We start from the raw sequence: 24,747 nt of genomic DNA on the forward strand, positions 1-24,747 counted from the left end.
CAGGACGCACCTAAGCACGACCGGCCGCGACCCCGCTAGAGGGTCGCGGCCGATCCGCTTCTGACCTGCGGTTTTGCCTTACTTCTTGGCCGAGGGGCCCACCTTGACCGTCATCGAGGAGCCGTCGCGCGGCTGGCTCACGATGCTGATCTTGGTGTTGGTGTCAGTTGTGCGCACGCTTCCGGTGGGGTTCTCCGCGTACCAGTACGTGCCCTTGTGATCGTCGAAGACCGGGACGCCGGCCTGCGCCGGGATCTTCGTTTCGACGCCCAGCTTGTGGAGGGTCATGCCGGGGACCCGGTAGTGGCCGAAGGCGGCGTCGTACGGCGTGATCTTGTTGGTGATCAGCTTGCCGTCGGACCACTTCAGCGGCTTCGCGTGCGCGTCGACCGGGAGGATCAGACCCTTGCCGGGGTGCTGGCCGACGTTGTTGTTGCGCTGCGAGGTGTCCCACTGCCAGATCATGAGGCCGGGGCGGTACGCGTAGTGCTCGACCCAGTTCTGCTTGGCCCCGCCGTCGCGCCAGCCGAAGTTGTACGGGCCGACCGCGAGGGTCTTGTCGTACGAGACGTACTGGCGGTTCTCCGCGATGTAGAACTGCGGGAAGTCACCGGTGATCGAGGCGCCGATGCGCGAGAAGCCGCGCGTGGTCCAACCGGCCTGCTCCGTCTCGGCGTTGTCGGAGAACAGCGTCGCGCCGTCCGCCTTGACCGTGAAGTTGTCGAAGGCGAAGCCCATTTGGGCCACTCCCCCGTCGGTCTTGTAGCGGAAGCGGACGTCGATCTTCTGGCCGGCGTAGTCGTTCAGCGGGTAAGTGAGGTGCTGGAACTTGCCGTTGGTGCCCGTGAGGGCCGGCTTGTCGCCGCCGTCGCGCGGGATCGGCTGACCGTCGGCGGTGCCGTCGATCGTCTTCCAGCTCGCGCCGCCGTCGGTGGACACCTGCGTGTACAGGTAGTCGTAGTCCTTCTCGATGTCGTACCAGCCGTCGAGTTCGAGGGCGGCCGACGTCCTGCCGGTCAGGTCCACGGTGCGGCTGAGGGTGTTGTCGAGGTCGTCGCCGTAGTCCGACCACCACTGCTTCGTGCCCTCGGCGGGCTTCACGATGTCCGTGGTGACGTTCTTCTTCGGCAGTTCGACGACGAGCGCCTGCTTCAGCTTGGTGTTGTACTCCGCGACACCCAGCTTGTGCGTCGACTTGGTGGCGGCCTTCGCCTTGTCGTAGTTCAGCCAGCCGAGCTGCAGCTTGTCCCAGGCCGTCATGTCACCGGGCATGTCGCCGATGGCTTCCTTGCCGGTGCCGAGCCAGGAGCCCGCCGACATCAGCGACCAGAAGCCGACCGAGTTCTCGCCGGTGTACGTCGTGTCGTACAGGTCCGGCAGGCCCAGGTCGTGGCCGTACTCGTGGGCGAAGACGCCGAGGCCGCCGTTCTCCGGCTGCATCGTGTAGTCGCCGACCCAGATGCCCGTGTCGCCGATCGGAGTGCCGCCCGCCTTGAAGCCGGCCGGGCCCGTGTCGCCGTCGTCGCGGGAGAAGGCGTAACCGCGGTGCGCCCACAGGGAGTCGCCGCCCTGCGCACCGCCGCCCGCCGAGCCGTCCTCGCCCGCGTGCACGATCTGGAAGTGGTCGATGTAGCCGTCCGGCTCGTTGAAGTTGCCGTCGTTGTCGTGGTCCGTGCGGTCCCACTGGTCGTACTGCGCCATGTCGGCCTTGATGTCGGCGTCCGACTTGCCGGCCGCCTTCTGCTGCGCGACCCAGGCGTTGACGCCGTCGCGGACCAGGTCCTCGACGTTCGGGCAGTTGTCGGCGCCGCAGTAGTTGGAGCCGTAACGGGCCTCGTTCCACTCGACCTTGACCCAGTCGGAGACCTCGCCCTCGACCGAGTAGCGGCCCGATGAGGTCTTCTCGTAATAGGTCTTGAGGGAGTCGGCGCCCTTGCCGGAGGCGGACTTGCCGTCGCCGAAGTAGAGGTCCTTGTAGTGCTGGGAGTCGTAGTCCTTCTGCCAGGCCGTGCTGTTGTCCTTGGCACGGTCCGGCTCGGCTATCTGGTTGTGCAGCGGTCCTGGCGTGCCGCCGTACTTGGGCTTCAGCTCGTCCGTGTCGTCGTCCGCGCGGTCCACCAGGGTGGTGTTGTCGACCTTGTCGCCGAACTCGGCCAGGATCGTGAAGATCTTGTCCGTGCGCTCGCGGCCCAGCTCGACGTACTTGCCCTTGGACAGCTCCACGACCTTGGAGCCGTGCTTCTCCTGGACCTTCGACGTGCCCTGGAGGACCTGCTGCAGCGCGGCCTGGCGCTGCTTCTCCTGCTGCTTGCTGAACGGGCCGTCGAAGACGTGGCCCTTGCCCCCGTACGTCTTTCCGCCGGCGGTCGAGCTCGTCGCGGCCGGGGTGTCGGCCTGGGCGGTGGTCGCCGCGAGCGAACCCGTGGCCGCGGTGGCGGCGAGGGTCGCGATGACGGCGACGGATCTCAACGCCCGTCTCTTGGTGGTCACTTGAGTGGTCCCCTCCTCCGTGGCGTGAGCGCCACGCGTCACAAGTGACGTCATTTGACCGGAAGTAGAGGAGAAATAACAGACCTTGACTGAGACATTCACATTGCACTATGCAGAGCGCCCGGTTCGAAATGCGGACGCTCCGTCCGCCGCTTCCCCACGAGCAACGGGCGCGTCCTTCCGTCCACTTGGTGGACCCGATGACTCCGTGCGCCCCCCATGCTCCGGCGGCAGGGCTTAGGGCATGCTTACCGGGTGCTCTGCTCGGGCACAGGTCCGAATAGTCCCCCGATGTCACGAGGACGGATCTCACCATGCCTCGCCCGACTGTCGCTCAGCTCGCCTACGGATCGGCCACCGTCGTCTGCTCCACCATCGCCATGGTTCTGCTGTCCCGGACGAGCTCGGGTCCCGGCATCCCGGTGATCGCCGTCTCGGCGCTCATCCTGGGTCTGTTCGTGGCGATGTCGGTGCCGACGCGCAAGCGGGAGTCCGCCGCGGCGGGCACCGCGGAGGAGCGGGTGCCGGCCCAGCGCCTGAGCACCACGCTGCCCTCCCCCTCGGCCCCGTCCGAGCCCTCGCGCGCACGCGAACCGGCGGGCCCGTGAGACACGGACCCGCCGGTGTTTCGCTGACCGGTTTCCTCAGGCGGTGCTGACCACCACGGTCTTCGCCGCCTTGTCGTGCAGCCCCTGCTTGTAGGGCTTGTCGAAGAAGCTCCAGCCGCCGCAGATCGCCGTCCAGATGCAGGCGCAGCAGAACACCGCGGGCACCCACAGGACGACCGCGCGCAGCAGGTTGGTCTGCATGCCGGGCGTCGCGCCGTCGCTCAGGTTGGCGACGCGCAGCTTCAGCCACTTCTTGCCGAGCGTCTGCCCGGTCTTCGCCGTCATGATCGTGTCGTAGCCGACGTAGAGGATGGCTCCGATCAGCGACTGGCCGAGCCGTTTGCCTGCGCTCATCTCGTCGGTGTCGATGTTGTACTGGCCGACCCCGAAGGCCCACGACAGCAGGCCCACCACGATCGCGATGAGGATGATGTCGATGATCCGCGCGAGGACGCGCTTGCCGCTGTCGGCCAGTGGCGGCATCCCCGCGAGCGGGTCGGCCGCGCCGTAGCCGCCCCCGTAGGGATCACCGCCGTACGGGGGCGGTGGCGGAGGCGGGGGCGCCGAGCCGTAGGGGTTCTGGGGGTTGTCGTACGGAGAGCCGCCGCCCTGGTCGTTGGGCGGCGGCTTGCGGAACGGGTCGTCGTCCGGCGGCTGGCCGGACCCGGCAGGCGGCGGTTCGGTGCTCATGGCCCGAGTGGAACGCAAACCCCGCCGCCCTGCACGTGGCGGGCCGCCGTCCGGATGACCCGGACGTCAGTCGGCCGCCACGAACGTGCGCGCCGCCTTGTCGTGCAGGCACTGGCGCCACGGCCGGTCGAAGGCACCCCACAGGACGCCGAGGACGCCCACCACGAGGACGCCGGGCACGCTGTAGGCGATCCAGCGCTTGAGGGCCGAGACGAACGTCGGGGAGTCGTGCTCCTCCATGTCACGGACCGTCAGGCCGAACAGCTTCTTGCCGAGCGTGTGGCCCCACTTCGACGTCGGCAGCGCCTCGTAGAGCGTGCCGACCACGAGCAGCACCGCGAGGATGATGCCGAGGTACGTGCCGGTCGTGCCGTCGAGCAGCCAGACCGTGACCTGGTGCCCCGAGGCCTTCGCCTCGTCGATCTTGCCGTTGATGTGGTCAGCGGCCTTGGTGCCGAGCGGCACGGCGACGGTCGCGGTGACGGCGCCGACGATCACCGAGTCGACGAGCCGGGCCGCGAACCGCTTGCCGAGGCCGGCCGGGCGGGCCGCGGCGGCGGCCTGCGCAGCGGCGAGGAACGGGTCGGTGGAGACCGGCTTGAACGGCGTCACCGGACCGTTCGGCTCCGCCGCGGGGGCGGGCGCCGGGGCCTGCCCCTGCCCCGCCAGCTGGTGCACCTGCTGCGGCCAGGACGGGGAGCCGCCGCCGGGCCCCTGCGTCATGGGGCTCTGCAGGTGCGCCTGCGCCTGGGGCGGCTGCTGCTGTTGCGGCTGCTGGGGCTGTTGCTGCTGCGGCTGCTGTTGCGGGACGTTCGGCTGGGCCGGGGCGGCCGGGGCCTGCGGGGCGGGCTGCGGGTTGAGGCCCGCGCGGGACTGCGCCTGGGACTGGCCCGGCGTGGCGGTCCCCGCCTGGCCGTCCTGCTTCGGCAGCGCCCTGAACGCCATCGTGCCGTCGGCGGGGGCCGGCTTCCCGGCTCCCGGCTGCTGCATGGCGCGGAGCTTGACCGTGCCGTCCGTGCGCTCCGGCGGCGCGGACGCCTCCGGGGCGGACTGCTCGGGCGTCTGCGCGTTCGAGTCCGCGCCCCAGGACACCCGGTTGGCCTGCTCGGCACCGAAGCCCGCCTGCCGGGCGGCGTTGGCCCCCCAGGCGGACGCGGGCTCGGGCGCCGCGGGCGCGCCGTGCTCCGGGGGGCCCATCTCCGTACGCACGGAGGGCTCCTCGTCGAGGAAGACGGGTCCGGTCTCCTCCGCCGGAGGCGGTTCGGAGACCGAGGTGGGGGCGGGGGCGGCGCCCGCTCCGGGCGGGGCCGGAAGGGACTGTCCGTCGGAGGGCGCGGGGCGACTGGTGCCCGGCACCCACGCGGCCCCGTTCCAGTACCGGACATATCCGGGAATGGACGGATCGGGGTAGTAGCCTTCGCGGGGCCTGTCGTCGCCGGGGGCCGGGGTTGGGGCACTCATGTCCGTCGTCCCGTATCTGCTCGGGGGTCTTGTTGTGGGGTCCACATCTATCAGACCGCCGCGCCCGCCCGTGCCGCTCCGCCGTTACGGACCACTTTCCGGGGAACGTGAGGCCCCTTCCGGGACGCCGAAAAAATAACTTCGACGAACTCGCGTAATGCTCCCGGCACATCGCGCTCTCACCTTCCAACGGGCCCGCTCCGGACCCGTACGACGGAGAGGAAACGCACGACATGCACACCGTGGTGGAACGCGAACTGGAACTGAAGCTCGTGCTCTCGCCGGAGCGGAGCATCCCCGTCCCGGCCCGACTGACCTACCGAACCGGCGACCCCTACGCCGTCCACATCACCTTCCACATCGGCTCGCACCACCCCGTCAACTGGACGTTCGCCCGCGAGCTGCTCGTGGAGGGCGTGTTCCGGCCGTGCGGGCACGGGGACGTGCGGGTGTGGCCGACGAAGGTGGACGGGCGCAGCGTGGTCCTGGTGGCGCTGAGCTCGCCGGACGGGGACGCGCTCCTGGAGGCGCCGGCCGCGCAGGTCTCGGCCTGGCTTGAGCGGACGCTGCGGGCGGTCCCGCCGGGCACGGAGGCCGATCAGCTCGGCATCGACGAGGCCCTGGCCGAGCTGCTCGCCCCGACCCCGGCCACCGACGACCTGTACCTGTGCGACCCGTGGCCGGGGGACGAGTCGTCCTCCGAGGACCTGTGAGGGGACCGGCACGGGGGCCGGATCACTCGGAAGGCGTGCCCGGGTCCAAGGTGCCGGTGAGCGTGGCGCCCGCCGGGGCGGGACCCGGGTCCGCGACGGCAGTGCCGACCGCGAGGCCGACGGAGGACAGCGCGAGGGCGCCGACCAGGACGGCGGCGGTCGTCCTGCGGCGGCGGGCGGACTTGTCGTGGTTGCGGTCGGCGGTGCCGTGGCTCATCGGCGGGACCTCTTCGGGCTGCGGGATGCCGGCCGGCGCCCTGACGGCCGGCCGTGCGACCCCTTCAGGGTCCCGCCGGACGACACCCGGCCACATGAGGCTTTCGTCCTTTATATGGACGATACGTAACCGGGGCCGCACGCCCTGCGACACCCCGCGGGGCGCTCCCCGCGATCAGAACAGCTTGCCGGGGTTGAGCAGGCCCAGTGGGTCGAAGGCCGCCTTCACCGCCTGCTGCATCTCGACCCCGACCGGGCCCAGTTCGCGGGCGAGCCACTCCTTCTTCAGCACACCGACGCCGTGTTCGCCGGTGATAGTGCCGCCGAGTTCGAGGCCGAGCGCCATGATCTCGTCGAAGGACTCGCGGGCACGGCGGCCCTCGTCGGCGTCCTGCGCGTCGAAGCAGACGGTGGGGTGCGTGTTGCCGTCGCCCGCGTGCGCGCACACCCCGATGGTGAGGTCGTACTTCTCGGCGATCCGGTCGACGCCTTCGAGCAGCTCGCCCAGCTTGGAGCGGGGCACGCACACGTCGTCGATCATCGTGGTGCCCTTGACCGCTTCGAGGGCCGTGAGCGACAGGCGCCGCGCCTGGAGCAGCATCTCCGACTCGGCGGCGTCCTCGGCGGGCACGACCTGCGTGGCGCCCGCGGCCTCGCACAGCGCGCCGACGGCCGCGAGGTCCTCGGTGGGGTCCGGGGTGTCGAAGGCGGCGAGCAGCAGCGCCTCCGTGGTCTCCGGCAGGCCCATGTTCGCCATGTCGTTGACGGCCTTCACCGTCGTACGGTCCATGAGTTCGAGCAGGGACGGGACGTGCCCGCCCTCCATGATCCGGCAGACCGCGTCGCAGGCGGCCTCGGCCGAGGCGAACTCGGCGGCCAGTACCAGCTGTTGGGGCGGCTGCGGCTTCAGCGCCAGCGTCGCCTTCACGACGATCCCGAGGCTGCCCTCGGAGCCGACGAAGAGCCGCGTCAGGTCGTAGCCCGCGACGCCCTTCGCGGTGCGCCTGCCGGTCTGCAGCAGTCGGCCGTCGGCGAGGACGACGTCGAGCCCGAGCACGTACTCCGCCGTCACTCCGTACTTCACACAGCACAGGCCGCCCGAGGCCGTGCCGATGTTGCCGCCGATGGTGCACATCTCCCAGCTGGAGGGGTCCGGCGGGTAGTAGAGCCCGTGCTCGTTGACCGCGCGGGAGAGCGTGGCGTTGATGACGCCCGGTTCGACGACGGCGATCCGGTCGACCGGGTTGATCTCCAGGACGCGGTCCATCTTGACGAGCGAGAGGACGATGCAGCCCTCGGATGCGTTGGCCGCGCCCGACAGGCCCGTGCGGGCGCCCTGCGGGACGACCGGGACGCGCAGCGCGGTCGCCGTGCGCATCACGTGCTGGACCTCTTCGACGGTGCGCGGCAGGACGACGACGGCCGGGGTGCCGGCGTCGCAGAAGCTCGCCATGTCGTGGGCGTAGGAGGCGGTGATGTCGGCGTCGACGATGATCGCTTCCGCGGGCAGGCCCGTGCGGAGCTCTTCCATGAGGGTGCGGCTCATGATCACACCTTTGCACTCCGTTTCGGCCGTGTGAACCCCTTGCAGTCACCCGTCGTTGCGGTCACGGGGCTCCGCCCCGGACCCCGCTCCTCAATCGCCGGAGGGGCTTGAAAGGCAAGAAGCCGCAGGGGCTTGAGTGGCTCACACCAGAGCCGTGCCGATCAGGCCGTTGCGGGTGATCAGGGACGCCAGGTCCGACTCACTGAGGCCCTCCGTTTTCGCGGGACGCCGCGGGAGGACCATGTAGCGGGTTTCCGCGCTGGAGTCCCACACCGTGATCTTGACGTCGGGCGGCAGCGTGACCCCGAACTCGCCGAGCACAGACCGTGGTTCACGCACCACGCGGGAGCGGTACGCCTCGCTCTTGTACCAGCCGGGCGAGGGGCCGAGGAGCCGCAGCGGGTAGCAGGAGCAGAGCGTGCACACGATCATGTTGTGCACGTCCTCCGTGTTCTCGGCGACCCGCAGCCGCTGGGGCTGGACTCCCCCGCTGGAGAAGCCCAGTTCGGCCACGGCCGCCGAACCGTCCGCGAGCAGCCGCTCCTTGAACGCCGGGTCGGTCCAGGCGCGGGCCACCACCTTCGCGCCGTTGACCGGCGAGGCGCCCGCGAGGAAGCCGTCGATGACCTCGTCGACCGTCTCACCGCCGACGATGCCCTTGTCCTCCAGGAGGCTCTCCAGGAGCCGTACTTGGCGGGAGATCACCGCGTCGTCGTGGTCACCGGACATCGGCGTCGGCCTCCTCGTAAGGCTCCAGGTAGCTTGCGGACAGGTCGAGGACGACGTCGTGCTCGCCCTCGCCCCACAGCTCGCGCGCCGCGAACCGCACCGCGTAGATCATCTCGACGGGGGCGTCCTCGCGCCCCTGCGCGCGCACGTCGGCGAGCGGCGCCCGGCCCTCCGGCTCGACGACGACGCCGAGCTTGCCGCGGGCGTAGCGCGGCAGGCGGGTGTGGTGCGGCGGGTCGTGCCGGTAGGTGCGGACCCGGTCGCCGGGCGCGAAGGTCGGTTCAGGCACGGTCGAGGATCCCCTCCTCGATGACGCCCTTGCGTTCGAGGAGCACGCGGATCGCGTGGAACCAGCGCTCGTAGTACGAGGCCGCGAGGTACTCCTGGGGCGGCATCGTCTCGATGGCGTCCCGGAACTCGTCGAGGTTGAAGACCTTCTTCACGAGCAGCGCGCGCTGGAGCGCGAAGACCCGCGCCTCCCAGTCCGCGTGGAAGGGTTCGGCGTCATCGGTGGTGTCGATGGCGCCGAACCCCGTCGTTCCGCCTACGTCGTTCATCCTGGCCATGCGGCCAGCTTAGGAGCCCGCGTCAGAGATTTCCGCGCTTCTCCTGCTCGCGCTCGATCGCCTCGAAGAGGGCCTTGAAGTTGCCCTTGCCGAAGCCCATCGAGCCGTGCCGCTCGATCATCTCGAAGAACACGGTCGGCTTGTCCTGGACCGGCTTGGTGAAGATCTGCAGCAGGTAGCCGTCCTCGTCGCGGTCGACGAGGATCTTCAGCTCGCGCAGCGTCTCGACGGGCACGCGGGTCTCGCCGGCCCACTCGCCGAGGGTGTCGTAGTACGAGTCCGGGGTGTCCAGGAACTGAACTCCCGCCGCGCGCATGGCCTTCACCGAGGCGACGATGTCGTTCGTCGCGAGCGCGATGTGCTGGACGCCCGCGCCGCCGTAGAACTCCAGGTACTCGTCGATCTGCGACTTCTTCTTCGCGACGGCCGGCTCGTTGATCGGGAACTTCACCTTGAGGGTGCCGTCCGCGACGACCTTCGACATCAGCGCGCTGTACTCGGTCGCGATGTCGTCGCCCACGAACTCCTTCATGTTCGTGAAGCCCATGACCTTGTTGTAGAACGCGACCCACTCGTTCATCTTGCCGAGTTCGACGTTGCCGACGCAGTGGTCGATGGCCTGGAAGGTGCGCTTGGCCGGGGGCTCGACGATCGGGTCCGCGGCCGCGAAACCGGGCAGGTAGGGGCCGTCGTAGCCGGAGCGCTCGACCAGCGTGTGGCGGGTCTTTCCGTACGTGGCGATGGCGGCGCGCACGACGGTGCCGTGCTCGTCCTTCGTCTCGTAGGGCTCCTGGAGGCCGCGGGCGCCGTGCTCGACGGCGTACGCGTACGCGGCACGGGCGTCCGGGACCTCGATGGCGAGGTCGACGACGCCGTCGCCGTGCGCCGCGACGTGGTCCTGGAGGAAGGTGCCCCACTCGGTGGACGCCTTGATGACGGAGGTGAGGACGAAGCGGGCCGAGCCGTTCGTGAGGACGTAGGAGGCCGTCTCGCGGCTGCCGTTCTCCGGTCCGGAGTAGGCGACGAGCTTCATGCCGAAGGCGGTCGAGTAGTAGTGCGCGGCCTGCTTGGCGTTGCCCACGGCGAAGACGACCGCGTCCATCCCCTTGACCGGGAAGGGGTCGGCCTGCCGTGCGGTGTCGGGGGTGTGGTCTGTGGTCTGCGTCATACCGTGAGGTTCCCGCCGTACCGCAAGGTGCGCAATAGTTTGCGTTTTCGCTGGGCAATCTGCCCAGTGGCGGTCCCGTTTCCGCGGGCTGCTTGTACAGGATGACCATCCCCGGAGGGGCCCATGGCGATCGACGATCTGGACGGGCGGCTCATCGTGCTGCTGGCGCGCGAACCGCGGATCGGGGTGCTCGAGATGTCCCGCCGGCTCGGCGTCGCGCGCGGCACCGTACAGGCCCGCCTCGACCGGCTTACCTCGAACGGAGTCATCCGCGGCTTCGGCCCCCAGGTGGACCCGGCGGCGCTCGGCTACCCGGTCACCGCGTTCGCGACGCTGCAGATCAGGCAGGGGCAAGGAGCCGATGTCAGGACCCATTTGGGCGGCGTCCCCGAGGTCCTGGAGCTGCACACGACGACCGGCAGCGGGGACATGCTGTGCCGGCTCGTGGCCCGCTCGAACGCGGACCTTCAACGTGTGATCGACCGGGTTGTCGGTTTTGATGGCATCGTCCGGGCTTCCACGGCGATCGTCATGGAAAATCCTGTTCCGCTGCGGATCATCCCGTTGGTGGAGCAGGCGTCAGGAGATTCCTGACGGCTATCCGAGCACCGCCCGGGAGTGAGGTGCGATGAACTTCTGGGACTACCTGGGTGCCCGGCACCAGCAGCTGCTCGCCGACGCCTATCAGCACGCGAGCGCCGTCTTCCAGTGCATGGTCCTCGCGACCTTGATCGGCATCGTCATCGGCATCGTCTCGTACCGCAGCGAGTGGGCCGGGAATCTGGCGACGACCGCCACCTCGACCATTCTGACCATCCCCTCGCTCGCCATGATCGGTCTGCTGATCCCGATCGTGGGCCTGGGCGTCGCGCCGACCGTCATCGCGCTGACCCTGTACGGGCTGCTGCCGATCGTGCGGAACGCGATCGTGGGACTGCGCGGCGTCGACCCCGCGCTGATCGACGCGGCGAAGGGCATCGGGATGTCCCGGACCGCCCGCCTGTTCAAGGTGGAGCTGCCGCTCGCCTGGCCGCCGATCCTCACCGGGATCCGGGTCTCCACGCAGATGCTGATGGGCATCGCCGCCATCGCCGCGTTCGCCTCGGGCCCCGGGCTCGGCAACGAGATCTTCCGCGGCATCGCCTCCCTGGGCAGCGCCAACGCGCTCAACCAGGTGCTCGCCGGAACGCTCGGCATCATCATCCTCGCCCTGCTCTTCGACGCCGCGTACGTCCTCATCGGACGGCTGACCATCCCGAGGGGGATCCGTGCCTGAGACCACGACGACCGCGGCGACCGAGCCGTCCGGGGCCCCCGAGGCGTCCGGGGCCAGCATCGAGCTGGAGAACCTCACCAAGCGCTATCCCGGCTCCAGCGAACCCGCCGTGGACAGCGTCAACATGGAGATCAAACCGGGCGAGCTGATCATCTTCGTCGGCCCGTCCGGCTGCGGGAAGTCCACGACGCTGAAGATGATCAACCGCCTCATCGAGCCGACCGGCGGACGCATCCGCATCGGCGGCGAGGACGTCACCGACATGGACCCGGTGAAGCTGCGCAGGAAGGTCGGCTACGCGATCCAGTCCTCCGGGCTCTTCCCGCACATGACGGTCGCCCAGAACATCGCGCTGGTGCCGAAGATGATCGGCTGGTCCAAGTCGAAGATCAAGTCGCGGGTCGAGGAGATGCTCGATCTGGTCGGGCTCGACCCCGCCGAGTACCACGGCCGCTATCCGCGCCAGCTCTCCGGAGGCCAGCAGCAACGCGTGGGCGTGGCCCGGGCGCTCGCGGCCGACCCGCCCGTGCTCCTGATGGACGAGCCGTTCGGCGCCGTCGACCCGATCACCCGCGACCACCTCCAGGACGAGCTGATCCGGCTCCAGCACGAGCTGCACAAGACGATCGTCTTCGTCACGCACGACTTCGACGAGGCGATCAAGCTCGGCGACCGGATCGTGGTGCTCCGCGAGAAGTCGCACATCGCGCAGTTCGACACCCCGGAGGCGATCCTCACCAACCCGGCGGACGACTTCGTCTCCGGGTTCGTGGGCGCGGGCGCGGCGCTCAAGCGCCTCAACCTGACGCGCGTACGCGACGTGGAGGTCACCGACTATCCGACGGTGAGCGTCGACGACCCGCTGCAGGACATCTTCAACAAGCTGCGGGCGGCCGGCACGAACGAGCTGCTGCTGCTCGACAAGCGCGGCCGGCCCTACAAGTGGCTGCGCCGCGGCGACCTGATGCGCGCCAAGGGCTCCCTCGCCCGCGCGGGCACCCTCGTGCACGACACCGTCACCCGCGACGCCACCCTGCGCGACGCCCTCGAAGCGGTCCTCACCGACAACGCGGGCCGCGTCGCGGTGACCGGGCGGCGGGGCGCGTACGAGGGCGTCGTCGACATGGAGACGCTGATGAACTCCGTACAGGAACTCCTGGAGGCCGACCGGCTCGAAGCGGTCGAGCACCAGCACGAGCTGGAGGAGCAGCGCGCCGAGCAGACGCACCAGGAGCAGGAGGGTTCCTACGGCCCCGGCGGGGAGGCGAAGGCGTGAGCACACCGTCCCGCAAATCGCCCCCGAAGGGCGAGCGCCCCGAGGGCGAGCACGAGGTCAGGGGCCTCGCGTTCCGCGACGAGGGCCGGGCCGAGCCGGAGGCTCCGCCCTCCCCGGCCGCCCGGAAGGACCCGCCGCGCATCACCTGGAAGAAGCTGACGTTCCTTCCGGTGTTCCTGGTCCTGGTCCTGGTGATCACCTGGCTGTGGTTCCGCAACGCCGACCTCGACACGATCTCCGAGAACGCCATCTCGGGCGGCGCGGTGGGCAAGGCGGTGCGCCAGCACATCAGCCTGACGGTGATCTCGACGTTCTTCGTGCTGATCATCGCGATCCCGCTGGGGATCCTGCTGACCCGCAGGATGTTCCGCAAGGCGACCCCGTTCGCCCTGGCGATCGCCAACATGGGCCAGGCCACCCCGGCCATCGGCCTGCTCGCCCTGCTCGTCATCTGGCTGGGCATCGGCGAGAAGTCGGCCCTGATCGGCATCATCATCTACGCGATCCTGCCGGTGCTCTCCAACACCATCGCGGGCCTGAAGGCCAACGATCCGACGCTCCTCGAAGCGGCCAAGGGCATCGGGATGTCGCCGATGGGGGTGCTGCGCAAGGTCGAACTCCCGCTCGCCGTCCCGCTGATCCTTGCGGGCGTGCGCACGGCGCTCGTCCTCAACGTCGGTACGGCGACCCTGGCCACCTTCGGCGGTGGCGGCGGCCTCGGTGTCCTCATCACCACCGGCATCACCAACCAGCGCATGCCGGTCCTGATGCTCGGCTCGATCCTCACGATCGCGCTCGCCCTGCTCGTCGACTGGCTGGCGTCGCTGGCCGAACTGCTGCTGCGCCCGCGCGGGTTGGAGGTGCGCTCATGAAGCCCGTGAAGCACATGAGGTACCGCGTACGCGTGGCCGTCGCGGCGAGCTGCGGGATCGCGCTCCTCGCGAGCGGCTGCGGACTGACCAGCGGCAGCCCGCTGGTCGACGACGTGCAGCCGGGCTCCATCGGCAAGGACAAGCCGCTGGAGGGCGCCGACATCACCGTCACGTCCAAGGAGTTCACGGAGCAGCTGGTGCTCGGCGCGATCATGGGCATCGCGTTCAAGGCGTCCGGCGCGGACGTCCTCGACCGGACCGGCATCCAGGGCTCCATCGGCGCCCGCGAGGCCATCAAGTCCGGTGACGCCGACGCCATGTACGAGTACACGGGCACGGCCTGGATCACGTACCTCGGCAACTCGGACCCGATCCCCGACCCGCAGAAGCAGTACGAGGCCGTGGCCAAGGCCGACAAGAAGAACGGCATCACGTGGCTGCCGCAGGCCGAGCTCAACAACACCTACGCGCTCGCCATGAACAACGCCAACTTCAAGAAGTACGGCACCAAGACGCTCTCCGACGTCGCCGCGCTCGCCAAGAAGGACCCGAAGGCCGTCACGCTCTGCGTGGAGAGCGAGTTCGCCAACCGGGCCGACGGCCTGCCCGGCATGCAGAAGGCGTACGGGATGCACGTGCCGCCCGCCAACATCACGCAGATGGACAGCGGCATCATCTACACCCAGGCGTCCAAGGGCAGTTGCACCTTCGGCGAGGTCTACACGACCGACGGCCGGATCAAGGCGATGAACCTGAACGTCATGGAGGACGACAAGAAGTTCTTCCCGAACTACAACGCGGCGCCCTCGATCAACAGCAAGGCGCTCAAGAAGTACCCGGCGATGGCGGACATCCTGGAGCCGATCACGAAGAAGCTCAACAACACGGTCGCCCAGGACCTCAACGCGAAGGTGGACGTCGACGGGCAGGACCCGCACGACGTGGCGAAGGAGTGGCTGGTGAAGGAGGGCTTCGTCAAGGAGTGACGGCCCCTGCCGGGGGGGCTCAGCAGGTGGGGACCTCGCCCGAGCCCTTCTCCAGGTTCGTCAGCGCGGTCGTCGTGCCCTTGAGCGTGCTCACCGAGATCAGCTTCATCGAGTCCGGCGCGGAGGCCTTCGCGTCCGAGCACTCCGCCTTCGGTACGAGGAAGACGGTGGCGCCGTCGCGGTCGGCTGCCTGCACCTTCAGGGACACGCCGCCGACCGGGCCGACCTTGCCCTCGGCGTCGATGGTGCCGGTGCCCGCGATGGACCTGCCGCCGGTGAGGTCGCCGCCGCTGCCGTCGCCGTCCAGCATGTCGATGATGCCGAGGGAGAAGAGCAGGCCCGCGCTCGGACCGCCGACGTCGCCGAGCTGGAGGTCGACCTCGATGTCCTTCGAGGACCTGCCGAGGTAGGAGAGGGCGGCCTCGGTGGCCGCGTCCTGCGAGCCCTTCATCTCCTTCTGGTTGTGCTGCTCGACCTCCTTCGTCGAGTCGCCCGACGGGTACACCGCGTCGCGCGGCATGACCGCCCGGTTCTCGGCGAACCAGCCGTCGAGCACGTCGCCCAGGTGCACGGAGGCGTCGGGGCCCGTCGCCACGATGGTCACCGCGCGCAGCTTGCCCTCCGTGGGGCGGGTGGGGGCGCCGCTGATGTCGATGACGGGTTTCCCGTCCGACTTCCCGAGGACGTTCGTCGTGGGGCCCGGCTGGGCCACGGAGAACGGCAGCGGAGCGAAGCCCGCGATCGCGAGGAGGGCGACGACCGGGACGGCGCAGAGGGCCAGGGCGGCGGGACGGCTGAGGCGATTGAGCACGGGGTGACTCTAACGTGGCGGTTGCCGGGCAAAATCAAGCCCCACCGGCGATTGAGGTGACTACCTGAGCGCGTCCGCCACCTCGCGGGCCGCGTCGAGGACCCTCGTGCCCACCCGTTCCGGGACGGAGTCCGAGAGCATGACCACTCCTACGCTGCCCTCCAGACCGGTCACCCCGAGCAGCGGCGCCGCCGCCCCGCTCGCGCCGGCTTCCAGTTCGCCGTGCGTGAGGGTGTAGCCGGACTCGGGGAGCACGCCCTGGCGGGCGCCGAGGATGGCGCGGCCCGCGGCTCCCCGGTCGAGCGGGTGGCGGAAGCCCGTGCGGTACGCCACGTGGTAGTCGGTCCAGGTCGGCTCGACGACGGCCACGGCAAGGGCCTCCGTTCCGTCCACCAGCGTCAGGTGCGCGGTCGCCCCGATGTCCTCGGCGAGTGCGCGCAGGGCCGGCAGCGCGGCCTCGCGCACCAGCGGGTGGACCTGCCGGCCGAGCCGGAGCACGCCGAGCCCGACGCGGGCGCGGCCGCCCAGGTCGCGGCGGACCAGGGCGTGCTGCTCCAGGGTGGCGAGCAGACGGTAGACGACGGTCCTGTTGACGCCGAGCTTGTTGGAGAGCTCGGTGACGGTCAGGCCGTGGTCGGTGTCGGCGAGCAGTTTGAGGACGCGCAGTCCCCGGTCGAGCGTCTGGGAGGTCTCCGCGGTCACGACGCCCACTCCTTAGTGGTGAGGGACGACGGCCTCCTGCGCGGGGGTCGCGTCACCTGTCCCGTGGGCGACGCGCGTGAGAGGCCGCCGGTCGGTGATCAGGCGCTGGGCTGCTTACGGCTGTCAGTTGACGCACCGGCTGCGCTCCGCGGCGGCTCTGCCACGGGGCGTGTGCGTTGCCCGGAATGTAGCGAGGTCGTCCCGCTGAGCGGAAGACTCCGTCCAGAATCCGGTCAGTCAACGGCCGGAGATGTGCGCGAATGCCCGCACTTGATCCCCATGTCACTTCATGCGGGTGGCCCATTCCTGCACCTTGGCGATGCGCTGGCGCAGCTGTCCGCCGGTCGCCTCCGCGCTCGGCGGGCCGCCGCACACCCGGCGCAGTTCGGTGTGGATGACACCGTGCGGCTTCCCGCTCTGATGGACGTACGCGCCGACGATCGTGTTCAGCTTCTTGCGCAGCTCCATCAGCTCCTTGTGGGAGACGACGGGGCGGCGGTCGGCCGGCAGCTCCAGGAGGTCGGCCTCGCTGTCCGGCTTCTTCTTGCTGTGCGAGATCTGCCGCGCCTGCCGCTTCTGCAGGAGCATCTGCACCTGGTCGGGTTCGAGCAGGCCCGGGATGCCGAGGTAGTCCTGCTCCTCCTCGCTGCCGGGGTGCGCCTGCATGCCGAACTCGGCGCCGTTGTACATGACCCGGTCGAAGGTGGCCTCGGACTCCAGGGCCTCGAAGGAGAACTGCTCCTGCTCGCCGGTGTCCTCGTCCTGCTCCTTGTTCGCCTCGTCCATCTCCTTCTCGGACTCGGCGTAGGGGTCCTCTTCCTGGTCCTTCTTCGGCTTGTCGAGGACGTGGTCGCGCTCGACCTCCATCTCGTTGGCGAAGCCGAGCAGGTCGGGGACGGTGGGCAGGAAGACGGAGGCCGTCTCTCCGCGCCTGCGTGAACGCACGAAACGGCCGACGGCCTGCGCGAAGAAGAGCGGGGTCGAGATCGTCGTCGCGTACACGCCGACCGCGAGGCGCGGGACGTCGACGCCCTCCGACACCATGCGGACCGCGACCATCCACCGGTCCTCGCTCGCCGCGAAGTCGTCGATCCGCTTCGAGGCGCCGGTGTCGTCGGAGAGCACGACGGTGGCCTTGCTGCCCGTGATCTCGCGGATCAGCTTCGCGTACGCGCGGGCGGAGTCCTGGTCGGACGCGATGACGAGGCCGCCCGCGTCCGGGATGCCCTTCCTGACCTCGGTGAGGCGGGCGTCGGCCGCGCGCAGCACGCTCGGCATCCACTCGCCGCGCGGATCGAGGGCGGTGCGCCAGGCCTGGCTGATGGCGTCCTTGGTCATCGGCTCGCCGAGCCGGGCCGCGATCTCGTCACCGGCCTTCGTGCGCCAGCGCATGTTGCCGCTGTAGCTGAGGAAGATCACCGGGCGCACGACGTTGTCGGCGAGCGCGTTGCCGTAGCCGTACGTGTAGTCGGCGGCCGAGCGCCGGATGCCGTCCCGCCCCTCCTCGTACTGGACGAAGGGGATCGGGTTGGTGTCGGAGCGGAACGGCGTACCGGTCAGCGCGAGGCGGCGGGTGGCCGGCTCGAACGCCTCCAGGCAGGCCTCGCCCCAGGACTTCGAGTCACCGGCGTGGTGGATCTCGTCGAGGATGACGAGCGTCTTGCGCTGCTCGCTGCGGTTGCGGTGCAGCATCGGCCGCACGCCCACACCCGCGTACGTGACGGCGACGCCCTGGTACTCCTTGCTGAGCGGGCCCGCGCTGTACTCCGGGTCCAGCTTGATCCCTATGCGCGCGGCGGCCTCGGCCCACTGCTTCTTCAGGTGCTCGGTCGGCGCGACCACGGTCACCTGCTGCACGACGTGGTGGTGCAGCATCCACGACGCGAGGGTGAGCGCGAACGTGGTCTTTCCGGCGCCCGGGGTGGCGACCGCGAGGAAGTCGCGGGGCTGCTCCTGGATGTACCTGTCCATCGCACCCTGCTGCCAGGCTCGCAGCTTGTTGGCCGTGCCCCAGGGGGCGCGGCCGGGAAAGGCGGGTGACAGGTGGGCGGACGAGGCAGAAGGAGTGGCGGATGTAGTAGTCACGGTCTCCGGTTACTCAAAGCTGGACGGCACGGCTACGTATGACAACCGGGCCACCCTACCGGTGCCGAGGTTGACGGGCATGGTCGGCGAGGCCCGGACGGGCGTGGTTGGGACGTGTGTCACAGATCAACTGGACGGCCCCGGCGGCTACTTCCGCAGCCGCGCCGCCACCCACACCCCGACCAGCGCGACGACGGCCATCGGCAGGAACACGGCGGCGAACGCGGCCGGGTGCGAGCCCCCGGCGCCCTGCGCGACCGCGTGCCCCGCCGCGCCCACCGCTCCCCCGCCGAGCGCCGCGAAGGCGGCGCCGCCCGCGGCGAGCAGCAGCGCGTTGGAGAGCCCGTCGGAGATCTGCAGCGCGGCGGAGTTCGACCCGGCCTCCTCGGGCGCGGACAGCTGGAGCAGCAGCACGGACGTGGAGGAGATCACGAGGCCCATGCCCAGGCAGCCGAAGGCCCAGGCGACGGCCACGGTCCACACGGGCACGGCCTGGATCAGCACGCTGGGCGCTGTGGCGATGGCGAGCGCGACCAGCACCATCCCGGCGGCGACGAGCCGCTCCCGGTACGGCTCGACGCGCGGCCGGGACTGCAGCCACGAGCCGAGCGCCCAGGTGCCGCCGCCCGCGGCGAGCGAGAACCCGGCGAGCGTGGGGCTGAGCCCGCGCTGCGTCACCAGCATCAGCGGCACGAAGGACTCGGCCGCGATGAACGACCCGGCCGCGATGCCGCGCAGCAGCACCACGGACGGCAGCCCGCGCGCGGCCCGGTAGGTGCCGCGGGGCAGCAGCCCGAGCACGGACGGCACGAGGAGGGCGGCGCCGACAGCCGCGGGCAGCAGCGACAGCGGGCGCAGGTCCTGGGCGGCGTACTGGAGGAGTCCCGCGCCGAGCGAGATGCCGAGGGCGAGGCGGATGCGACGCCGGTCGAAGGCAGCCGGGGCGGCACCCTCGGGGGCACCGGAGGCTCGCCGTCGGACCTCGGGGAGCGCGAGCGCGAGCGGCAGGACGACCAGGACCGGGATGCCGAGGAACACCCACCGCCAGCCGATGTGCTCCGTCACGGCGCCCGCCGCGAGCGGTCCGACGATCGACGGCACGACCCAGCTCGCCGCGAACGCCGCCATGATCGCGGGCCGCAGCCGCTCCGGGTAGGCCCGGCTGACCACGACGTAGAGCCCGACGATCACCAGGCCGCCGCCGAGCCCCTGCACGGCCCGTCCGGCGATGAACATCCACATGGTGCCCGCGGTCCCGGCGAGCAGCAGCCCGGCGGCGAAGGCCCCGATCCCGGCCGTGACGGGGCCGAGGGGTCCGCTCCGGTCGGCCCACTGCCCGGCGAGCACCATCCCGAACAGGCTGGTCGTGAAGAAGCCGGAGAACGCGAACGCGTACAGCGACACCCCGTCCAGCTCCCGCGCGGCGACCGGCATCGCCGTCCCCACGGCGGTCGCCTCGAAGGCGATGAGCAGCACGACGGTGACGATGCCGATGCTGAGCGCGCGATGGGTGCGGCCGAGGACACCTTCGGTCGCGGAGGGGACGGTGCGTACGGGGGCGTCGTCGGTGACGTCTTCGAGGGCGGCCATGCGGTTCAGAGTAAGGGGCGTACGACTCTCTGACCCCTGTCCTGAGGCGGTCCGGAGCTGGTCCCTTGGTCGTAGGTCCGGGCGCTTCGTGAACGGCGCATGGCAGTCGTGTTGCGGGGCGCCGGGAACCCTTGAGGGGCGGCTGATCAGGCCCGTAGCTTGGTCAGCGCTTGGCCGTGTGCCCGAGTGGCTGAGGGATTCGCCTGCAAAGCGAAGCACGCCGGTTCGATTCCGGTCACGGCCTCCACGCACGAAGGGGCGCCCCGCGAGAAGCGGGGCGCCCCTTCGTCGTGCACGGGGTGCGGCCTCAGCCGGTCGCGTCCGCCACGACCGCTCCGGGCGCCGGCGCGTCCGTGACCACCGCCGCCTGCGGCCTGATCGGCAGACGGTTGACCGGGCGGCCCGTCGCCGCGCGGACCGCCGAGGCGACCGCCGCCGGGGACGCGACCACCGGGGCCGCGCTCGCCGACTTCGCGCCGAAGGGGGCGACCACGTCGCGCTCCTCGACGAGGTTGACGATGTGGATGTCGGGGGCGTCGAGCGCGGTGGGCAGCGCGTAGCCGGTCAGGTCGGGGCGGCGGACGATGCCCTTCGGGGTGCGGAGGTTCTCCGTGAGGGCCGCGCCCACGCCCTGGGTGACGCCCGCCTCGATACGGGCCGCGAGCTGGGCGGGGTTGAGGATGCGGCCGACGTCCTGGGCGACCGCCAGTTCGACCACGCGCACCGAGCCGAGCTCCACGTCCACGTCCACCACCGCGCGGATCGCGCAGAAGGCCATGCCGACGAACGCGTCGCCCTGGCCCGAGGCGTCGAGCGGCTCCGTGGGGTGCGGGCGGCACTGCGCCGTGGCCCACAGCTCCTTGCCGTCCATGGCCTCTTCGACGGTCGTCGACAGCACGCCGTCGTACGAGGTGATCTTGCCGTCCGCGATCTGGAGCAACTCCGTGGACATGCCGAACTTGTGCGCAAGCGGCTGGAGGAGCTGGGTGCGGACCATCTTGGCCGCCCGCTCGACCGCCCCGCCGGACACCCAGGTGTGCCGGCCGCGGCAGCCGGGGCCCGCCGGCGGCTGGTCGGTGTCGACCGGCGCGACGTGGACCTCCTCGATGCCGAGCGTCTCCTGGACGATCTGGCGGGCGAGCGTGGCGAAGCCCTGGCCGGTCTCCACGGCGGCGCAGATGACCGTCGCGACGCCGCCCTGGACCTTCACCGTGGCCGTGGAGACCTCGTCCGCGCCCTCCGCGCCCAGCATGTGCACCATGCCGACGCCGTAGCCGACGCCGCGGCGGATCGCGGCCGGTTCACCGACGCCCTCGGGGCCGCCGGGGAGCAGCCAGTCCTCCTCCGGCGTGTCCTTGGGCAGCGGCGGCAGCGGGAAGTCCCGTACGGACGTGAGCAGTTCGGCCACGGGCGCCGGGCACGTCACCGTCTGCCCCGTGGGAAGGATGTCGCCGGTCGCCAGGACATTGCGCAGCCGCAGTTCGGCCGGGTCGACGCCGAGCTTCTTCGCGAGCTTGTCCATCTGCGCCTCGTACGCGGCGCAGACCTGGAGCGCGCCCTCTCCCCGTACGTGCCCGGAGGGCGGGTTGTTCGTCCGGACCGCCCAGCCCTCGATGGAGGCGTGCGGGACGACGTAGGGGCCGCAGGCGAAGGAGACCGCGGCCGCGAGCGCGTCGGACGACGTGTCCGCGTACGCGCCCGCGTCGAGCAGGATCTGAGCCTCCACCTTGACCAGCCGGCCGTCCGCGTCCGCGTGGTGGCGGTAGCGCAGGAGTGTCGGGTGGCGGTGCGGGTGGCCGAGGAAGGACTCCTCGCGGGACGCGGCGAGCTTGACCGGGCAGCCGGTGTGCAGGGCGAGCAGACCGAGCGGGAGGTGGAAGCTCGGGTCCTCGCGGTCGGCCGTCGCGCCGGGCACACCGGTGACGACGACCTTCACGCGCTCGCGCTCCAGGCCGTAGCGGGCCGCCGCGAGGTCGCGGTCGCCGTGCGGGTCGGTGGAGGCGATGTACAGCTCGACGCCGCCGTCGGGGCGCGGCACCGCGAGGCCCGCCTCCGCGCCGATCGGCGCCGGGTCCTGGCGGCCGATGCGGTAGAGGCCCTCGACGACGACCTCGCCCGTCGCCCCCGCGTCGCCGTGCTGGAGCGGGATGTGGCGGATCAGGTTGCCGTCGGGGTGCAGGGGCTCCGCCGCGAAGGACTGCTCGGGGTCCGTGACCGGGTCCAGGACCTCGTACTCGACGATGATCGCGGCCGCGGCCATGCGCGCCGTGTCCGGGTGGTCGGCCGCCACGGCGGCGAGCGCCTCTCCGTGGTGGCGCACCACGTCGGAGGCGAACATCGGGCGGTCCGACGCACGGTGTCCGGGCAGCGGCCCGCCGGGGACGTCCTCGTGCGTGACGACCGCGAGGACGCCGGGCATCTCGCGCGCGTGGCTGGTGTCGATGCTCACCACGCGCGCGTGCGCGTGCGGGGAGCGCAGGATCGACGCCCAGAGCAGGCCCTCGGCCCACAGGTCGGCGGCGTACGGGAACGTGCCGTCCGCCTTGGCGGGTGCCTCCTGCGAGGGGAGCGACATGCCGAGACCGTGCGGGAAGCTCTCCGCTTCCGGTGCCGTGGGGGCCGCGGAGGGGGTGGCCGTCTCGTTCGTCATGCCTGGCCTCCGTCCGGGAAGTCCTGGAAGTCCTGCGGGTGCTGGGGGTTCGGGAAGTCCTGCGGGTGCGCGTCGCCCTGGATGTCCTCGGTCGCCAGCGGGCCCGCCTGGCGCGGGATCATCGGCTCTTCCGCGGCACCCTCGCCCGACGCGTCCTCGCTCGCGGCGTCGGCCACCGCCCGCCGCTCCTCGGCGACCTGGCGCACGGCGTCCACGACACCCCGGTAGCCGGAGCAGCGGCACAGGTTGCCGCACAGCGCCTGGCGGGTCTCCAGGGCGGTCGGGTTCGGGTTCCCCTCCAGGAGGTCGTGCGCCGTCATCGCCATGCCGGGGACACAGAAGCCGCACTGCACCGAACCGCACGCGGCCAGCGCCCGCTGCACGTCCGAGGGGCGGCCGTCGGTGGCGAGGCCCTCGACCGTCCGGACCTCGCTGCCCGCGGTGGTCGCCGCCGGCACCAGGCAGGAGGCCACGAGACGGCCGTCCACCTGCACGTTGCACGCGCCGCACTCGCCCTGCGAACACCCGTCCTTGGCACCCGCGAGACCGAGGCGCTCGCGCAGCACGTACAGCAGCGACTCCCCGATCCAGGCATCCGTGACGGGCCGATCCGCACCATTGACCCGCAGAACGTAGCTGGCCAGGGGGTGATCGTCGTGGAGCGGGGGCCGGGCGGGGGCCGCGTCCTCGACTTCGGTTTCAGCTTCAGCCTCGGCCTCGGCTTCGACCCCAGCCGCGGGGGCCTCTACGTCGACGGGCTCGGGCACATCGGCCGCTGGAGCGGCGGGCTCCGGCGCAGGGCTCGGCACATCAAGCCCCGCCGGCGATTGAGGCGCGGGGTCCGGGGCAGAGCCCCGCGACGCAGGCTCGTCCGACCGCTCCGGGGCCTCCGGCTGCGCGGCCCACGGCGCAGGCGCCCCACCGGGAAGCGTCGCAGGCGGCTCCTGGCCCCACGCCCGCCCCACCGCGGCAGCGGATGTGGTGAACTCGCCGGACTCGTCCGGCAGTTCCCCCTCGGCCAACGGAATCGACCACTGCCCCGTCTGCCCCTGGTGGGGCGCAGGCTCCACGGGGGCAGGCGGCTCCGCACCGGGACCGACCAGGTTCTCCGGCAGCACCCACACCCCGGTCGCCGCAGGATCCGTCGCGGCCGCACCCGTGGCCGGGCTCACCGTTATCTGCGGCGGCACATACCCGTGCCCCGGCGCCTCCAGCGGCGCCGCGTCGGGGAAGCCCTCGGGGGGCAGCTGCACGAAGGCCGTGGCGTCAGAGTCGTACTCGCCCTGGGGCACCGGCTCCCAGCCGTCGGGTCCGGGGTACTCGTTCGTCACGACAGCGCCCTCCCAAGTGCACGTCGGGCCAGCACGGCGACGGTGCGCCGCAGATGCAGTACGGCCGGCGGCAACTGCTGCTGCGTGCCGTCCGGGGCGGGTTCCGGGTCGGGGACGCAGGCCGCGGCGACGTATTCGCCGAAGGCGTGCACGGCCTCCGGCACGAGGGCGCCGCGCTCGCCGTCCCAGTCGATGAGCGAGGCCACCCACTGCTCGGCCTCAAGGGGCCGCAGCGGCATCGGCGCGATGGCCCCGACGGCGCAGCGCACCCCGCGCCGCGCCGGGTCGAGGACGAGCGCGACGGAGGCCATCGCGCGGCCCGGGCCCGTACGCCCGGTCGCCTTCAGGAACACCTGCGGCGCGTGCAGCAGGGGCACGCGCACGAAGCCGATCAGCTCACCGGGGGCGAGCATCTCCATGCCGGCCAGCAGGTGCGAGACCGGCACTTCGCGTCTCGCCCCGCCCTGCCCCGCGATGATCAACGTGGCTTCCAGCGCGGCCAGTACGGGCAGCGTGTCGCCCGCGGGGGCGCCGGAGGCGATGTTGCCGCCGAGCGTGGCGGCGTTGCGGATCTGGGGCGGGCCCGCGGCCCGGGCGGCGGCGGCGAGGCCGGGGATGAGCGCGGCGAAGTCGGGGCGGCCGATGCGCGCGTGCGTGAGGCCCGCGCCGAGCAGCGCGTTCCCGTCCTGGTACTGCCAGCCGCGGATCTCGCTGATCCGGCCGAGCCCGACGAGGGCGGCGGGGCGCAGTCCACCCGCGTTGACCTGGGCCATCAGGTCCGTTCCCCCGGCCACCGGTACGGCGGCGGGCATGGCGGCGAGCGCCGCGACTGCCTCGTCCAGCGAACCCGGAAGTACCGCGGCCTGTGTCGTCGCCTGCGGTGCGTGCGTGGTCAAACCGGCTGCCCCTTCCCGATGTCCGGCCGCGTGCCTGGCAACGGCGCCGGTCCCCGCGTGGTCCGCGCGTGACCGCCGTTCCCGC

General features: G+C 71.2%; 23 protein-coding genes and 1 tRNA gene. 8 read left to right on the forward strand and 16 right to left on the reverse strand.

Annotation, left to right across the window (positions count from 1 at the left end; all coding sequences use genetic code 11):
• Window positions 1–78 precede the first annotated feature (78 nt).
• Window positions 79–2,490, reverse strand: coding sequence for an immune inhibitor A domain-containing protein (locus tag ACZ7L4_RS19005; RefSeq protein WP_472103855.1), 2,412 nt, complete (start codon window positions 2,488–2,490; stop codon window positions 79–81).
• Between the two features lie 314 nt (window positions 2,491–2,804).
• Here ACZ7L4_RS19005 and ACZ7L4_RS19010 point away from each other — a divergent pair, with 314 nt between their 5' ends.
• Entirely contained in the window at window positions 2,805–3,098 is a 294-nt protein-coding gene (locus ACZ7L4_RS19010; RefSeq protein WP_472103857.1) for a hypothetical protein, read from the forward strand.
• A 36-nt stretch (window positions 3,099–3,134) separates the two neighbouring features.
• On the opposite strand, the gene ACZ7L4_RS19015 is transcribed toward ACZ7L4_RS19010, so the two are convergent.
• A complete protein-coding gene (locus ACZ7L4_RS19015) occupies window positions 3,135–3,788 on the reverse strand; it encodes an RDD family protein (RefSeq protein WP_472103859.1) in 654 nt (217 codons plus the stop codon).
• 66 nt (window positions 3,789–3,854) lie between these two features.
• On the reverse strand, window positions 3,855–5,249 hold the full coding sequence (locus tag ACZ7L4_RS19020) for an RDD family protein (RefSeq protein WP_472103861.1): 1,395 nt from the start codon (window positions 5,247–5,249) through the stop codon (window positions 3,855–3,857).
• Between the two features lie 233 nt (window positions 5,250–5,482).
• Between ACZ7L4_RS19020 and ACZ7L4_RS19025 the strand changes: the two genes are divergently transcribed.
• A complete protein-coding gene (locus ACZ7L4_RS19025) occupies window positions 5,483–5,962 on the forward strand; it encodes an SsgA family sporulation/cell division regulator (RefSeq protein ID WP_472103863.1) in 480 nt (159 codons plus the stop codon).
• A gap of 22 nt (window positions 5,963–5,984) precedes the next feature.
• Here the strand turns inward: ACZ7L4_RS19025 and ACZ7L4_RS19030 are convergent, their stop codons facing one another.
• The 6 genes from ACZ7L4_RS19030 to hppD form a co-directional block, all read right to left on the reverse strand.
• Window positions 5,985–6,179: a hypothetical protein gene (locus ACZ7L4_RS19030; RefSeq protein ID WP_472103865.1), complete on the reverse strand. Its 195-nt coding sequence runs from the start codon at window positions 6,177–6,179 to the stop codon at window positions 5,985–5,987.
• Window positions 6,180–6,353: 174 nt separating this feature from the next.
• Entirely contained in the window at window positions 6,354–7,724 is a 1,371-nt protein-coding gene (locus tag ACZ7L4_RS19035; protein WP_472103867.1) for an FAD-binding oxidoreductase, read from the reverse strand.
• Window positions 7,725–7,865: 141 nt separating this feature from the next.
• Window positions 7,866–8,453, reverse strand: coding sequence for a nitrile hydratase subunit alpha (gene nthA / locus ACZ7L4_RS19040; RefSeq protein WP_472103869.1), 588 nt, complete (start codon window positions 8,451–8,453; stop codon window positions 7,866–7,868).
• Window positions 8,443–8,742 carry an SH3-like domain-containing protein gene (locus ACZ7L4_RS19045; RefSeq protein ID WP_472103870.1) on the reverse strand — a complete coding sequence of 100 codons (300 nt, stop codon included), beginning with the start codon at window positions 8,740–8,742 and terminating at the stop codon, window positions 8,443–8,445. Before ACZ7L4_RS19045 ends, nthA begins: the two co-directional genes overlap by 11 nt.
• Window positions 8,735–9,019, reverse strand: a complete 285-nt coding sequence (locus ACZ7L4_RS19050) for a hypothetical protein (RefSeq protein ID WP_472103872.1) — start codon at window positions 9,017–9,019, stop codon at window positions 8,735–8,737. The genes ACZ7L4_RS19045 and ACZ7L4_RS19050 overlap by 8 nt, the downstream gene beginning before the upstream one ends.
• Window positions 9,020–9,041: 22 nt before the next feature.
• Window positions 9,042–10,187: a 4-hydroxyphenylpyruvate dioxygenase gene (gene hppD / locus ACZ7L4_RS19055; RefSeq protein WP_472103874.1), complete on the reverse strand. Its 1,146-nt coding sequence runs from the start codon at window positions 10,185–10,187 to the stop codon at window positions 9,042–9,044.
• A 123-nt stretch (window positions 10,188–10,310) separates the two neighbouring features.
• Here hppD and ACZ7L4_RS19060 point away from each other — a divergent pair, with 123 nt between their 5' ends.
• The 5 genes from ACZ7L4_RS19060 to ACZ7L4_RS19080 are packed head-to-tail and all read left to right on the forward strand — an operon-like array spanning window position 10,311 to window position 14,597.
• A complete protein-coding gene (locus tag ACZ7L4_RS19060) occupies window positions 10,311–10,781 on the forward strand; it encodes an Lrp/AsnC family transcriptional regulator (RefSeq protein WP_351338227.1) in 471 nt (156 codons plus the stop codon).
• 34 nt (window positions 10,782–10,815) lie between these two features.
• A complete protein-coding gene (locus ACZ7L4_RS19065; RefSeq protein WP_266710829.1) occupies window positions 10,816–11,463 on the forward strand; it encodes an ABC transporter permease in 648 nt (215 codons plus the stop codon).
• Window positions 11,456–12,739, forward strand: coding sequence for a betaine/proline/choline family ABC transporter ATP-binding protein (locus ACZ7L4_RS19070; RefSeq protein WP_472103876.1), 1,284 nt, complete (start codon window positions 11,456–11,458; stop codon window positions 12,737–12,739). The genes ACZ7L4_RS19065 and ACZ7L4_RS19070 overlap by 8 nt, the downstream gene beginning before the upstream one ends.
• Complete coding sequence (locus ACZ7L4_RS19075) at window positions 12,736–13,611, forward strand: ABC transporter permease (RefSeq protein ID WP_472103878.1); 876 nt, start codon at window positions 12,736–12,738, stop codon at window positions 13,609–13,611. Before ACZ7L4_RS19070 ends, ACZ7L4_RS19075 begins: the two co-directional genes overlap by 4 nt.
• A gap of 14 nt (window positions 13,612–13,625) precedes the next feature.
• Complete coding sequence (locus tag ACZ7L4_RS19080; RefSeq protein ID WP_472104072.1) at window positions 13,626–14,597, forward strand: glycine betaine ABC transporter substrate-binding protein; 972 nt, start codon at window positions 13,626–13,628, stop codon at window positions 14,595–14,597.
• Between the two features lie 19 nt (window positions 14,598–14,616).
• Here the strand turns inward: ACZ7L4_RS19080 and ACZ7L4_RS19085 are convergent, their stop codons facing one another.
• From ACZ7L4_RS19085 to ACZ7L4_RS19100, 4 genes are all read right to left on the reverse strand, one after another.
• A complete protein-coding gene (locus ACZ7L4_RS19085) occupies window positions 14,617–15,408 on the reverse strand; it encodes a YlbL family protein (RefSeq protein WP_472103880.1) in 792 nt (263 codons plus the stop codon).
• A 60-nt stretch (window positions 15,409–15,468) separates the two neighbouring features.
• A complete protein-coding gene (locus tag ACZ7L4_RS19090) occupies window positions 15,469–16,110 on the reverse strand; it encodes an IclR family transcriptional regulator (protein WP_403855079.1) in 642 nt (213 codons plus the stop codon).
• A 282-nt stretch (window positions 16,111–16,392) separates the two neighbouring features.
• A complete protein-coding gene (locus ACZ7L4_RS19095) occupies window positions 16,393–18,195 on the reverse strand; it encodes a DEAD/DEAH box helicase (protein ID WP_472103882.1) in 1,803 nt (600 codons plus the stop codon).
• A gap of 147 nt (window positions 18,196–18,342) precedes the next feature.
• On the reverse strand, window positions 18,343–19,785 hold the full coding sequence (locus ACZ7L4_RS19100) for an MFS transporter (protein WP_472103884.1): 1,443 nt from the start codon (window positions 19,783–19,785) through the stop codon (window positions 18,343–18,345).
• 172 nt (window positions 19,786–19,957) lie between these two features.
• Between ACZ7L4_RS19100 and ACZ7L4_RS19105 the strand changes: the two genes are divergently transcribed.
• Window positions 19,958–20,032 (forward strand) — tRNA-Cys (locus ACZ7L4_RS19105).
• A 60-nt stretch (window positions 20,033–20,092) separates the two neighbouring features.
• Here the strand turns inward: ACZ7L4_RS19105 and ACZ7L4_RS19110 are convergent.
• From ACZ7L4_RS19110 to ACZ7L4_RS19120, 3 genes are read right to left on the reverse strand one after another with little or no spacing between them, the layout of a single operon-like run.
• Window positions 20,093–22,435, reverse strand: coding sequence for a xanthine dehydrogenase family protein molybdopterin-binding subunit (locus ACZ7L4_RS19110; protein ID WP_472103886.1), 2,343 nt, complete (start codon window positions 22,433–22,435; stop codon window positions 20,093–20,095).
• Complete coding sequence (locus ACZ7L4_RS19115) at window positions 22,432–23,766, reverse strand: (2Fe-2S)-binding protein (RefSeq protein ID WP_472103888.1); 1,335 nt, start codon at window positions 23,764–23,766, stop codon at window positions 22,432–22,434. The genes ACZ7L4_RS19110 and ACZ7L4_RS19115 overlap by 4 nt, the downstream gene beginning before the upstream one ends.
• Complete coding sequence (locus ACZ7L4_RS19120; protein WP_472103890.1) at window positions 23,763–24,662, reverse strand: FAD binding domain-containing protein; 900 nt, start codon at window positions 24,660–24,662, stop codon at window positions 23,763–23,765. The genes ACZ7L4_RS19115 and ACZ7L4_RS19120 overlap by 4 nt, the downstream gene beginning before the upstream one ends.
• Between the last annotated feature and the right edge of the window lie 85 nt (window positions 24,663–24,747).

Source organism: Streptomyces sp. NPDC107575 (assembly GCF_055657265.1).